This is a genomic window from Vibrio sp. L3-7 (genome assembly GCF_963898195.1).
GTDB lineage: Bacteria > Pseudomonadota > Gammaproteobacteria > Enterobacterales > Vibrionaceae > Vibrio > Vibrio echinoideorum.
Window position 1 is genome coordinate 14,169 of record NZ_CAWQUW010000010.1, and the last position, 13,125, is coordinate 27,293.

At 42.9% G+C, this 13,125-nt stretch carries 9 protein-coding genes; 1 reads left to right on the top strand and 8 read right to left on the bottom strand.

Going from position 1 to position 13,125, the window contains the following annotated elements:
• Window positions 1-84: 84 nt before the first annotated feature.
• From AACW75_RS09040 to AACW75_RS09075, 8 genes are all read right to left on the bottom strand, one after another.
• Window positions 85-354, bottom strand: coding sequence for an Lpp/OprI family alanine-zipper lipoprotein (locus AACW75_RS09040; protein ID WP_102300497.1), 270 nt, complete (start codon window positions 352-354; stop codon window positions 85-87).
• Between the two features lie 350 nt (window positions 355-704).
• Complete coding sequence (locus tag AACW75_RS09045; RefSeq protein ID WP_136981423.1) at window positions 705-1,007, bottom strand: hypothetical protein; 303 nt, start codon at window positions 1,005-1,007, stop codon at window positions 705-707.
• 665 nt (window positions 1,008-1,672) lie between these two features.
• Window positions 1,673-4,789, bottom strand: a complete 3,117-nt coding sequence (locus AACW75_RS09050; protein ID WP_237297720.1) for a type I restriction endonuclease subunit R, EcoR124 family — start codon at window positions 4,787-4,789, stop codon at window positions 1,673-1,675.
• A gap of 161 nt (window positions 4,790-4,950) precedes the next feature.
• Entirely contained in the window at window positions 4,951-6,162 is a 1,212-nt protein-coding gene (locus AACW75_RS09055; protein WP_237297721.1) for a restriction endonuclease subunit S, read from the bottom strand.
• Entirely contained in the window at window positions 6,155-8,764 is a 2,610-nt protein-coding gene (locus tag AACW75_RS09060) for a type I restriction-modification system subunit M (RefSeq protein ID WP_237297722.1), read from the bottom strand. The genes AACW75_RS09055 and AACW75_RS09060 overlap by 8 nt, the downstream gene beginning before the upstream one ends.
• On the bottom strand, window positions 8,757-9,713 hold the full coding sequence (locus tag AACW75_RS09065) for a nucleotidyl transferase AbiEii/AbiGii toxin family protein (protein ID WP_237297723.1): 957 nt from the start codon (window positions 9,711-9,713) through the stop codon (window positions 8,757-8,759). Before AACW75_RS09065 ends, AACW75_RS09060 begins: the two co-directional genes overlap by 8 nt.
• Before the next feature lie 2 nt (window positions 9,714-9,715).
• Window positions 9,716-10,120, bottom strand: a complete 405-nt coding sequence (locus AACW75_RS09070) for a DUF6088 family protein (protein WP_102300503.1) — start codon at window positions 10,118-10,120, stop codon at window positions 9,716-9,718.
• Window positions 10,121-10,309: 189 nt separating this feature from the next.
• Window positions 10,310-10,864 (bottom strand): tyrosine-type recombinase/integrase, encoded by a 555-nt coding sequence (locus tag AACW75_RS09075; protein ID WP_102300504.1) that lies wholly within the window; start codon window positions 10,862-10,864, stop codon window positions 10,310-10,312.
• Window positions 10,865-11,588: 724 nt separating this feature from the next.
• Between AACW75_RS09075 and ltrA the strand changes: the two genes are divergently transcribed.
• Window positions 11,589-13,061, top strand: coding sequence for a group II intron reverse transcriptase/maturase (gene ltrA, locus AACW75_RS09080; RefSeq protein ID WP_237297782.1), 1,473 nt, complete (start codon window positions 11,589-11,591; stop codon window positions 13,059-13,061).
• Window positions 13,062-13,125 lie beyond the last annotated feature (64 nt).

The window sequence follows — 13,125 nt, forward strand, 5'->3', positions numbered from 1 at the left end:
TCCGTCTTATTGGAAGAGAAGGAAATATACTTGAATTTTAACTGTAGATGAAAATACCTCCCCACGGGAGGTATAATGGCAGAATTATTTAGTGTAAGACTGTGCTATGTTGTCGATTCGCTCGTTTGCGCGAGCCGCTTCTTCTTGAGCGACTTCTGCGGTGCTTTTAGCTCGCTGAGCTTCAGAGGTTAGTGTTGCTTTCTCGTCCTTCAGGGCTTGTACATCTTGGTTTAGCTGGCTTACTTGATCGTTTAGAGCGTTCATCTTGGTCATGGTTTCTTCATCTGGGCCCGAAGAACAACCAGCAAGTAGAAATACAGAAGAGGCAACTGCTGCTATTAACATTTTGTTCATATATAAATCCTTGAATATAAGTCAGTATCAAAACCGATGTTAAGATCATCGGTGAAGTCAATTGTACTTGAAACTCAATCGATTAGCAGAATGAAACGTTAAAAATAACAATGAATTAACGTAACTTATGTCTGCACCAAGGAGACGTAAGTTGGACTTGTGTTTACACATCAACTTAAAGTTATAAACTAAAACGTTTAGGAACAAAAATTCGCTTCATAAAACCGGACATTAACAATCTATGGAGTACTTCAGTATTGTCAAGATATTATGTGTCACTTAGCTTATGACTCAATATCACGAAAGATACTCTCTATTATGGGTGTCAATTTACCTAAATTGGCTTCAATTTAGTCTTCTGCGTCTTTTTTAATGAAACTGATCCCCCGAAGATTGGCATGATGAACCAAGGTTTGTGCTGACATTTTGTACTTTTTAGCGACTTCTTTTTTAAATCGAAACTGACCAGATGCGTAATCTACTAGAGCTTGCTCTAGACGGCTCAATGGTACGCGATACTGTTGATTGACAATATTCTCTTCATTGTGTTTTGTACGTCGCCCTATTCGCTTATCTTGATTCCAGCGGGCTAAGTCTTGCAATGAGACTAGATTACATTTATTGGGAATGGAGCTGCCTTTATTTTTGGTCATTATGAGTCAATTATAGATACAGAACTCTTTACATGGTGTCAAATCAACCGATTTCAATTGAGCGTATTTGCTCCATCCTGGGGCTCTCAAGTCAAAGTCTCAGGCATTCGCAAAAGGGGCACAGAGGGTTGATGGCAATTGAATTTTAGTAGGTCTGGAATTGTCCGATTTTTTCAGTTACATTTTGAATGCGCATCGTATTATTTAAGCCTTAGTACTCAATGATGCGTTCGCGTCTTAGTTTGTTCTTATGCAAGCTAAGGCGCGCCTACTTTACGAACCATCTCCCGCCCATACGTGACGCTTGTTTACACATTGGCCACTCTTCAATGCCAAAGGAAATTGTACAAAATCTGAAAATGAGTCTGTGACTTTCCTAAATTAGCAATTAATGAATAATACTGGTATGGCAAGGTAAAAAAAGCCCACTGTCAGACTGGATGAGAGTGGGCAAAGTAGGTATTACAATATTTCAAGCGAAGTATGTGCGCATGATTATATGAAACTAGGTGATTATTGGCAACTAACAATTCTCAATAAATGGACAATTATCAGTTAGAGTAAAAACCCGAGTAAATATGTTAACTCGGGCTTTATTTTTCCACCAACAAATGCTGTGATTTTATAGGCTGTTTTTTTGCATAAAAATTATATGGGATTGTACTTTAATCTTCTTTTTGTAAAACAAACTCTCTTAGAAGCTTATCCAGTTCGATGTTCACCTTAGGTGGTGGTAACGTTTTATCTAACTTTGCTTCCAAGTAAGCCTTTGCCTTGGCTTTATCGACACTGGCTTTCAGCGTGTCAAAGCGCCCAAAATTATTGAGGTTTGCCGCTGTAACTTGACCAGTTTTCAATGATTTTAGCAGTTGCTCATCTAGCCCCAACGCATCGACAATAATTAGCAAAGCTTCATTTTCTTCTTCTACTTGCGCCCTAGTAATGTAGTCCTGCAACGTTTTACCGGATTCGATAATCAAGTTACCTGCTTGTACATCAATAAGCAGTTTATGGGCTTGCTTTTGCTCATCTTGACTTAAACTCGCAAAAGATTTGTGTAGCTCATCTCGCGTTTGTTGCATCTGCTCAGGCGTAACATTGGGTTGACTAAGCTGTTTTAGAAACTTAGAAAACTGCGCATTCATATAGTTATGATCAATTCGCCCCGTGTTTTGCTCTGTCAAATAACCCAAAATGGCGTAAGGTACGGCGGGCTCATTACCCCCACCGTCACCACCAGATGATAGCTCTTTATAGCGCTGCAATAGGGTTTGATGCTGCGATTCGGTAAAGGCCACATCTACCGCACTGCCCGTATCCTCAAACTGATAGCTGCTTTCCTGCCAGTCGAATCCTTGCACTTTGGCCGCTTCTAAATACTTATTGAACTCATTGAATAAGCTCGCAAACTTAGCTTGAACAGCCTCGTCTTTCGGCAGCTGCCCAAAGTACGTAATTTGCTCATTGTTAAACAGCACTTCAATGTCTGCGAACACCTCGTTGAGGTGATTAAGATTATCTTCCAGCTTATCGACGAAGACACCAAAAGGACGATCCCCAGAGTAAAGCTTGAGCGCTTTATTGATGTTCTGCTCCATGGTATGTGGTTTACGGTAATAACGGATATTCCCGAAAGGTTTATCCAAACCGAACAGACGGTTAGTGCGTGAAAACGCCTGAATGATATTGGCGTATTCCAGCGTCTTATCCAGATAGAGGGTATTTACCCATTTTGAATCGTACCCCGTCAGCATTTGGTCAACGACAATCAACAGGTGCAATTGTTGATCTGGTTGCTGCTCTGCGTGTTGGTAAGGCTTTTTATGGGCGAGTCGTGCCGCGATATCCTTTTTAAACTGCGCATGGGTTGGCAGGGTATAAGTGGTGTTGTAGGTGTTATTGTAATCTTCAATAATCGCGGTTAAGCCGGCCTCTTTTGCTATCGCGCCGCCTTTATTGTCAATATTCGGGTCAAACAGAGCTGTAACCTTCAAATGAGGGGCTTGTTGCTTAAATAGGCGATAATATTCCAGCGCTTCGGGAATGTTATGGGTGGCAAAAATACCATGAAACTTGTTGGCGCGGCTGAATCGTGTCCAGTTGCCCAGTATGTCATCCATCACTTTTTGCTTATGCTCGATGCGGTCATATTGACTGGCTGGCAGCAATGTCTCAATGCCACGCACGGTTTTGCCGTTAATCTCGGACGTAGCCATGGGCACTCGTGCACTGTCCATGTACTTATCGTAAGCTTTTTCTTTTACTGGATCGCCAAACACTTCCGCATGTGTATTCACTTTGGCCTTTTCGAGGGCAACAGCGCTCCGTAAATCGCTATCTTTGTAGGTCATCACCTTATAGGGATCAAATCCCAGCACGTTGCCGTCACGAATGCCATCGCCAATGCTATAACGGTGTAGTTCATCGCCAAAAATCGTACTGGTCGTGCTGTCTTTCTTTTGGTTTTCTTCCTGAATCGGGGTGCCAGTAAAGCCAAAAAATACCGCATTAGGGAATGTTTTTTTAATGTCAGTTAGCATATCGCCAAAGGTAGAGCGGTGCGCTTCGTCAACAATAAAGGCAATACGCTTTTGGTTAATTTTCTCAATATCGGCGGTTTTTAACTGACCTTCATCCTGAATGTTACTCATTTTTTGGATAGAGGTAACAATGAGGCAATCGCTAGGCTTGGTGCTTTTTAGCTTGGTGATTAATACATGGGTATTTTCCGTGCCCTGAACTTCATCAGTGGCATCGGCAAAACTGCGATACTCTTCCAACGACTGAGTGCCCAGCTCAATACGATCCATCAGAAATACGACTTTATCGGCATCCCCTGAGTTAGCGATAAGCTGCGCGGATTTAAAGCTGGTCATGGTTTTACCAGAGCCTGTGGTGTGCCAGATATAACCACCTTTGTTTTTCACCGACCAGTCAAGGCCACTTATCTTGCTGGAAATGGCGTTAGTGGCATAGTACTGATAGCTGCGCATCACCTTTAATACGCCATCAGCATTGTCGGCCACAGTGTAAAAACCTATTAACTGGTGTGCCATAGGGATAGAAAGCAGATCAGTAATCACTTTATGCCAATGGTTCACCGGCTCGTTAGAAAAATCTGCCCATTGGAAGTAGTAATCGTGATTAAAGCGGCCATCTTTGCCGGGATTGGCAAAATAGAGGCTGTGGTCTGGGGTCATCGCCACAAATACTTGCACCAGTGCAATAATGCCTGCGCTAAAGTGGCCTTCATGAGTGTATTTCTCTATTTGGTTGCACGCTTCGATCACGGGTACACCGGAACGTTTTAGCTCCAGATGGATGACAGGCATGCCGTTAATCAGCAATAGCAGATCGCCTCTGCGGTCATGCTGCACGGCACTTTTGCGGTTAAATCTTGGCTGCTGAACAATTTGATACCGGCTCTTACCCGCCGCGATCTCTTGGCGGTCGTAGATATGCAGGCTGATCTCTTTACCATAATGCAGCGCATCGTCGGGGTTATCTCGCTTTATGGATACGGTTTTACCGTTAATAAAGCCATTGAGTTTTAAAGGCGTTTTAAGCGAGGTTATCTGTTCAACAATCTGCTGCATCTCGCTGCCGGTTAGCGGTGCGTTATTGAGGCGATCAATGCTATTGTTATTTTGAAAGAGAATATCTGCCCAGTTTTGCAGTAAATCCGCTTCAGTGAGGTTTTTTAGAACAGTATCTTCCCAGCCTTTTTTACAAAGTTCGGTAATTACATCCTGTTCGAATAAAGCTTCTTTGGTGTAGGTCACAACCTGTCCTTGCTGACGTTGGCTCGCAATCCGCCGTCTATTTGCAGCGGTTGACGCGAGGGGCTAAATATATATTTTATGCTGGTCTGTTTGTGCGCTTACACCAGATTTGATGTGAGCGCACTGAGATTCAAGCGATTAAACTTAATGGATGAAAAGCATCACACAAACATCTTTGCCAGATACGCCTGTTTCAGGTTTTTCAGCTTCTCTATCTGCTGCTGTTGTAGGTTGATCAAACGGTCAAGGTTTTGGAAATACTCAGCGATTTTGGTTTGTTCGTCAAAACAAGGAAAATCAAAACCTAAATTTTTCACAATTGAACCAGATAAGTTTCCTTGACCACCTTGTAGATATGTGCTGATAATTTCTTGCTTTCTCCATTCTAACCACAATGCTATAAACCAAGATTTATAGCTGCTACTGGGTTTTATAGCTAGTATGGCTTGGTTAATTGCTCCATCTATCTTCGAGATAGCAACCTCTCCACTTGTTGCGCCATACAGTGCATATAAAATACAACCTTTTTCTACCATTTTCGCAGAAGAATTGTTTAGACCTTTCGCTGTAATAAATAGCCCTGTATTTTTACTGCCAATTTCTCCAGACCGAATGAATGGAATTTCGCCACCATAATATTCCCCCACGCCAACTGTTGGAGTACCTCCAGAATAGCTATCCGTAATATCAGCTAACTTTTTATTGTCCCAATCCCCACTAAATCCAGCAAAACGTAGTTCAGGCACCGTCTCCCCTGCTTTAGGGAACATCTTACCCAACATGGCTTTTTTCAGCTGTTGCAGCTTTGTAAGCTTATCTTGGTGTAGCTTGAGCTGCTTGTCGACATCTTGGAAGAAACTGCCGATTTTGGTTTGTTCAATTGGGCTGGGTAGATATATGCTTCTGCTTTTCCAGTCATTAACATCAAACACAAGCTTTTCAATATCTACGCCATAAGAGCTAACAAAAAACAGCTTCCTTATTTCAGGTCTTTTTGAAATCAACCCCAAAAAATCAGCTGTTACTTCGTCATTGTCTTTTGCAACTAAGTATTCATTCGAGACGACTGCGTTATCAAGAATGCTCGGAACAACACCTGTAGCGCCGTGCACCACCTGTCGTTTAGATATTAAGAAGTCTCCTGACTTAATAGTGAAATAGTTTTTTACTAATATTTGCTTTCCTTTGAGCTTAGATCTTGGGACAACACCTTCACACCGACGCTTGACCGTTACTAATTGATATTCTTTTTCATCACACAGCTCAACAGGGCGAGAAGTCTCAGAAAAAACATTACCAATTTTTTTATAGCTCCACTCACCACTAAACCCTTCGAATCGCACAGCAGGTAAGGCCACTTTTCCTTTACTCATGCTGGCCACCTTCCAAGGATTCATCTTGCTCTTGGGGGCATTGCAAAAAGCGCTGTAACACTTTTATGCCCTGCATATCAAACTCATTACCTTGTAACTCACCCATCATCGCCGCCAGCTCTTGCTCCACTTGCTGGGTTTCTTGGACGATGTCGCCATAGGTTTGGGCGTATTTGTCTGCTAATGCTTGCAGTTTATTAGTTAAGCGTTGGATGAGCTGTTGTGGCAACTGTGCTAGTGAATGTACGATGGGTTGCACCCATTTCAGCAATAACAGGTGATCGATTTCTGGTTGGGTTAACTCAGTAATCTTTTGCTTAGTTGCTTCTAGCAGGGCTTCGTCTGCGGCTTTAAGGCTCTTTTTCAGGGTCTTTTCTTCGTTTTGCAGCTTCACTACTGCTAACAGCTTGTTCTCAAAGCTCTCTGCGTCAAACGTTTCGCCTCGTTTTTTATCGGCTTTGATTTGCTTCACTTCTTTGTTTAGCTCGGCATTTACAAAGGCCGTTTTATCTTCATTGACGCAAGCAGACTCTTTATCGTCTTCACTCAAGCCATTAAAGAGTTCTTCTATCTCTGTATTAATGGTTTGCAGACGTTCGCTGATGGTTTGAATGTGTTTTAACTCTTTCTTAAAGTAGGTTTTCTCAACTAACTCAAAAGGAAAGATACGACCAAGCCAGCCTTCTTGTACTTGTACCTCTTTGCCTTTTTGTTTTTTGGTAACCATCTTAGGCTCCACCTTTTTACAGGTGTCCATGCCTTCGGTTTGGATCATCTCTAAATCTGCCCCAAGCTGCTGCCATTTGTCATCCAGCACTTGATAGGCGTCGTATTTGTCAATCAAGGTAATGCCTTGCAAACGGCGGAAGATCTCATCACTGATAATACCGCGCTGTTGTGAACGTTTTACCTGTAACAACTCGGTGATCAAACTTTGCTTTAGGTAGGCTTCAAAATCACCAAACGCCTGTTTATATTGGCCGTTAAACCGTTGGATGTCCTCATGGGCGGTGATGGCGGTTTTCACATCTTCCACGCTCAGTGCGGAGTATTCGCTAGAGGTTGCAGTAAACAAGCTCGCTTTAAGGCTTGGCATTGCCTGCCAATAGGGGCTTAACGCCGCAAGTTCGCTGTTGGGGATACCCCCGAACATGGATGCGTAGATATCCCAGCTTTCAGCCGCATCAGATGAGTCGACATAACGTGGAATGTTCAGGTTGTAACCGTTCTCTCGGATCGTTTGTCGGTTGACCAGTGCAGAAAATTTAGGCTGAGATTGGCGGCTAACCACGGTATCTACAATGCGCTTGATGTCGCAGGCACGTAGCTTGTTGTTTTTGCCTTCTTTAACGAAGCCTTTTGAGGCATCAATGATGAGTACGTCGTCGTTGTTTCGGGTTTGCTTGAGCACCAAAACAATAGTGGGAATACCCGTACCAAAGAAAACATTGGCAGGCAGACCGATAATGGCGTCAATGTGGTTCTTTTCTATTAGGTTTTCACGAATTTTACCTTCATCCCCCCCACGGAAAAGCACACCATGAGGCAAGACAATGGTCATGATGCCATCGGGTTTTAGGTGGTATAGGTCATGCAGCAAGAAGGCGTAATCCGCTTTGGTTTTTGGCGCAAGGCCAAATGGCGAATAACGCGGATCTTTATCTTTAAACTCCGGGTCCCACTTTTGTGAATAAGGCGGGTTTGAAACGACGGCATCGACCCGTAGTGGCTCGTGGGTTTTATTGGTATCAATTGGCCAGTCATCTTCTAGCGTATCTGCATTGCGGGTGATGATGTCGTTAGGCAAAATCCCACGCATAAATAGGTTCATACGGGTTAAGTTGTAGGTGTTTTTCTTGAGCTCTTGGGCAAAATAACGAATGTTATTCTCACCACCTAGACGATTTTCTACCGATTGACCGATGTTGATCAGCAACGAGCCTGAGCCACTGGTTGGATCGTAAATTTGAATTTTTTCTCGGTCCTTAAGGTGGTCAGCCATGATCTCTGACATCAGTACCGAGACTTCGTGAGGCGTATAAAATTCGCCGGCTTTTTTCCCCGCGTTAGCAGCAAATTGGCTGATTAAGTATTCGTAGATAAAGCCGAGTACATCATAGTCTTGCTTGCCTTTCATTGGGATGTCGTTGATCAAGTGGATCAAGCTTCTCGCCGCTTTAGTTTGTGATGCGGCACTTTCCCCTAACTTACTAAGGCCAGTCTCTAGCGTGTTAAAGATGCCCTCAAACAGATCTTTATGGGCAGGGTTAATCAAGCGACCAAACGCTGATAATGCATCACGGACGTAGGCAATGTCGAAATCATGTCCGTCTTCTACCCAAGTAGAAAACAGATTGTCGTAGGCGATGAAGTAGCCAATCTCATTTCGTACATAATTCAGGGTGTCTTCGTCTTGCTCGTTGAGTTCTTTGATTGATTGTTCATCAAATTCGTTATTGATCAGAAACTGAACTTGCTTATCTGACAAGAACTTATAAAAGATAAAACCCAAGATGTAATCTTTGTAGTCGTTCGCTTCAATTTTAGAACGCATTTGGTTTGCCGATTCCCAAATTTTGGCGGCAAGTTGTTGTTTATTCATTATCTACTCTAATTGTTTTAATCAATGATTCAGCGATGCGTTTAAATGAGGCAAAGCAGGTATCAAAATCATGGGGTTCGGTGTTAAACACCATTGGCGTAACAAAGTCTTGAAAGCGTTGGCGGAAAATCGGGTTGTCTTCTAGCTCTTGTAAGCCAAGGCGTAGCTCCTTAATAGGGGCAGCGACAAACTCAGCATGCTGGTTACCGAAGCGGTCGATATCTTCTTTCAATACTGTGAGAAATAATGAGGTTAGTGACTCAATATCTAGCGTCTGCGCTGTATCAATGCAATGAACGTCGTAGATATGACGGACCAACGTGACATCATCTTTACGTTCGGTGTCACGCTTAACCAACATAGTACGACGTAACATAGAAAGTACTTTCTCCACTAATGTTGCGTAAACAGAAACACAAGCGAATGCGCTGACCTCTTGTGGTTGCTTATAAAGCTCTGCAACTAACGATTGAATTCCTCGGTCTTCTACTTCTAGAAGCGGAATAGTTTCCATCAGCTCTAATTTGATGATTGGTCGCAAGCATGGAGCTTGGTTGAATTGTTGTGGATATTTAAGTTCATACTCCACATAACGGTATTCATCACGAACAAGTCGGCTTTCAACTGTAAATTGCTGAGATCGAGCAATCGCCTGCTCTATTTGCTCGATAAGCATTTTACGTGCGGTTTTCTTTTTACCACGACTCAACGCATCAAACTCTTTACTTGGGATCAGTTTAATATCAACGTCTTCTGACATCCGTAGGATTTTGACATTAGATTTGGCTAATGCCGTACCACCTGCAAAAACTAATTGGTGAGTTTCAAAGGTAAGTTTTTCTAGCTCAGCAAGCAGAGCAACAACCCAGTAATCTTTTTCAATAATGGCTGGGTTTCCTAGCGCTAAAGCATCGGAAACCTCAAGGAATTGTTGTTTTAGTTTTTTCATCGTTAACTCGGTGAATTCAGTACTCGATTACCTACTACCAGCTTGCGATTAAACTGCTTAGGATTCCATGAATAATGAACGGATGATGGTATTTGAGTGCTTTCACCTGAGAGGCTTTGCAAAGATAGACTATCCATCTCGAAATCAACGCCTTTCATTTTTAGGATTTCACGCATAAGCGCGTCACTACCGCCTGGGTTGGTTGGCATAGGTTTACCCGTGAGGCTATTTAGTTTTGCTTTGGTATACAAACCGTAACCGATCTTCAGTAATTCACCTTGGTTAACCAACTGTCTTAGAGCGCGTCCAATTTGGTCGTAACTTGCCACACCATCAAAATCTTTACGCTCAAAGACATAGCGTCTTGAGCGTTTTATCTTTTGGCAAATACTATCGACAGCTATCATTTGAACCTCCTAACAGTTTACAGTGGTTTAGTATAACTCAACACGACATCAATAGGAATAAATACGGCATAGAGGCTATCGTAAATACTGCATAGTAAACATCAAAGATAAAAGTAAACATTTGTTTTTAATAAAATAATTCATATCAATGCAATGGTGACACTCAAGCTGGATGATTAGTCACCTAGGTTAGACCTCGATGTCCTCAGATATAGTTAGTGCATCTTCCATTTCGACACCCAGATAACGAATTGTATTGTCCAACTTAGCATGTCCAAGCAGTAACTGAACGGCACGAATGTTTTTTGTTCGTGCATAGATTAAAGTCGCCTTAGTTCTTCGCATTGAGTGGGTTCCATATAGATAAGAGTCATAGCAGCTATAGCTCATAGGCTTGCCCTCCTTACGAGGGCTAGGGAAGATATAATCAGACGCAGATAAACCACTTTGCATCAACCATTGTGTTAATGATTGCGCTGTACGCGAAGTTATTTCAAATTGAACCTCACGTTCCGTATTACTTTGTTGGTAAAGAACTCTGTTCTGAATGACACCACCTGACGAAATATATCGAACTTTCATTCTCAACAGATCACATGAACGTAATTTACAATCGATAGCGATATTCAATAACGCCAGCTCTTTGATGTTGCCATCAATTTCTAGGCCAGTTCGAATTCGCCAGATATCTTCGATCTTAAATGGCTTTTTCTGCCCTGTTAAATGACCTTTCTTCGTCCACATAATTGACCTCCTCCTGTATGACATTAGAAGTGACCTTATTAATTTTAGTTGGAGATTGGAAGTGTGAGATTGCATGGGTATGCAGTTGTGTATTCATCAACGAGGGTGCTGATTTACTAGTTGGAGTATTTGATCTAACCAATAAAGGGGCGTGCGACGTGAAGTCGTATGAAGCGCTGTTCACCGCTAAACGAGTGAACCATCTGTATCACCAGATGAACCTAGGAGCCTGAATAAAGTAGCGGCTTTGACAATGTAACGAAGGTTGGTATTTTCCAATCGGGATTGAAATCGTGAGAGAACGATCCTCCTGATAACCACAACATCGGGTGAGTGCTAGGTAGTCAGCATGATGAACAGAAGTGAATCCGCGTAAGGTGCGTTATGTTGTGAAACAGCGGAAGTGGTTAATACGCTGTAGCCAAAAGGCACGAGAGTCGGAAAGAGATTGCCCCATGCTCTTTCGTGATCATTGAACTCTCCGCACCATCGCGGGCATCTAAACTGACATTGCGTGACATACGGAACACGGTAAGCCTGTATCTCTCCCTACGGGAAAGCCCCTGTGGCCGATAGTGATGCGGGTAGAGGAGGTTGGAAAAAGCAAAGGCTGCATTGTAATGACGCAGATACAGGTTTGTGCCTGATCACGAAAGTGAGCCCACTTCCAACTGGTCTCTCGTTGCGAGAGAGTTTGAAGAACTTTATTAAGGAAGAAAAGCAAATGACGATTTCGAATGAGATTAGTGCATCTTCTGACAGTGCACTGTGGCAATCCATTAACTGGAAGGCCGCAGAGGCGAACGTCTTAAAGCTTCAAATGCGTATCGCAAAGGCAACTAGAGACGGTAAACACGGCAAAGCAAAAGCATTGCAGTGGATACTGACTCACTCTCGCTCAGCAAAACTTCTTGCTGTTAAGCGAGTTTCTCAAAATAAAGGCAGTAAAACGCCTGGAATAGACGGCGTTGTCTGGAATACAGACACGCGTCGTATGAAAGCAGTAAATCAACTGAGTCGGAAAGCTTACCAAGCGAAACCACTCAGGCGTATCTATATCCCCAAAAAGAATGGCAAGCTTCGACCTCTGGGCATCCCATGCATGATAGACAGAGCACAACAAGCGCTACACCTATTATCGCTAGAGCCTATATCAGAAACAACTGCCGACCCGAATAGTTATGGCTTTAGAACAAATCGTAGCACGGCTGACGCTGTCGACCAGTGCTTCAAGTGTTTGGCTTTAAAGAAATCGGCTAAATGGGTTCTTGAAGGAGATATTAAAGCTTGCTTCGACAAAATCGGGCATCAATGGCTTATGGATAACATCGCCATCGATAAACGGATGTTGGAGCAATGGCTAAAGTCAGGCTTTGTAGACAAAGGGCTGTTTTACGACACCGACGAAGGCACTCCTCAAGGCGGAATTATATCCCCCACCTTGATGTTGATGACGTTATCGGGTCTCGAACAGCGCATTAAGTCTACCGCGCTTAAGAAAGGAGCAAGAGCTAACTTTATTGGATATGCCGACGATTTCGTCGTCACTTGCGCTTCAAAGGAAGTACTCGAGAACGATATCAAACCGTTGATTGCTGATTTCTTAGCGGAAAGAGGCTTAACATTATCCGAAGAGAAAACGCACATTACTCATATCAACGATGGCTTTGACTTTCTTGGGTTCAACCATAGGAAGTACAAAGGGAAACTGCTCATCAAGCCGAGTAAATCCAATACGTTGATGTTCTTAAGCAATCTGCGTGAACTCATCAAAAAGCACGTAACCCTTCCAGTGAATGATCTTATCAAACTGATAAATCCTAAACTCAGGGGATGGTCGAACTATTATCGGCACTGCGTAGCTAAACAGGTATTCGGATATGTAGGTCACAAGTTATTCCATACGTTATGGCACTGGGCTAAAAGGCGTCATCCAACAAAGTCTAAAACTTGGATTGCCCTAAAATACTTCATCAACCGAAAAGGCCAATGGCAGTTTCACGGTTGGCAGAAGGTCATGGATATGGATTGCCAGTTCAATCTCTTCCAAATAGCCAAAGTGCCAATAGAAAGGCATGTGAAAATCCGAAGTGCAGCGACACCCTTTGACCCTCTTTACCAAGAATACTTGGTAAAGAGAAAATCTAAAAGGCTAGCTCGTAACTCTTGGAACGAACCTGCTTCGACTGCTTTATAAGTTGCTGGGTATCAAACGATGCCTTCGTGGAGGCTTGAGCCTAGTGCAGTGAAAGTTGCACGCT

What these genes read in the sequence shown, in the direction of transcription:
- AACW75_RS09045 (WP_136981423.1), bottom strand. Translation starts at nt 1,007, where the DNA reads ATGACCAAAAATAAAGGCAGCTCCATTCCCAATAAATGTAATCTAGTC.
- AACW75_RS09075 (WP_102300504.1), bottom strand. Translation starts at nt 10,864, where the DNA reads ATGTGGACGAAGAAAGGTCATTTAACAGGGCAGAAAAAGCCATTTAAG.
- ltrA (WP_237297782.1), top strand. Translation starts at nt 11,589, where the DNA reads ATGACGATTTCGAATGAGATTAGTGCATCTTCTGACAGTGCACTGTGG.
- AACW75_RS09040 (WP_102300497.1), bottom strand. Translation starts at nt 354, where the DNA reads ATGAACAAAATGTTAATAGCAGCAGTTGCCTCTTCTGTATTTCTACTT.
- AACW75_RS09070 (WP_102300503.1), bottom strand. Translation starts at nt 10,120, where the DNA reads ATGATAGCTGTCGATAGTATTTGCCAAAAGATAAAACGCTCAAGACGC.
- AACW75_RS09060 (WP_237297722.1), bottom strand. Translation starts at nt 8,764, where the DNA reads ATGAATAAACAACAACTTGCCGCCAAAATTTGGGAATCGGCAAACCAA.
- AACW75_RS09055 (WP_237297721.1), bottom strand. Translation starts at nt 6,162, where the DNA reads ATGAGTAAAGGAAAAGTGGCCTTACCTGCTGTGCGATTCGAAGGGTTT.
- AACW75_RS09065 (WP_237297723.1), bottom strand. Translation starts at nt 9,713, where the DNA reads ATGAAAAAACTAAAACAACAATTCCTTGAGGTTTCCGATGCTTTAGCG.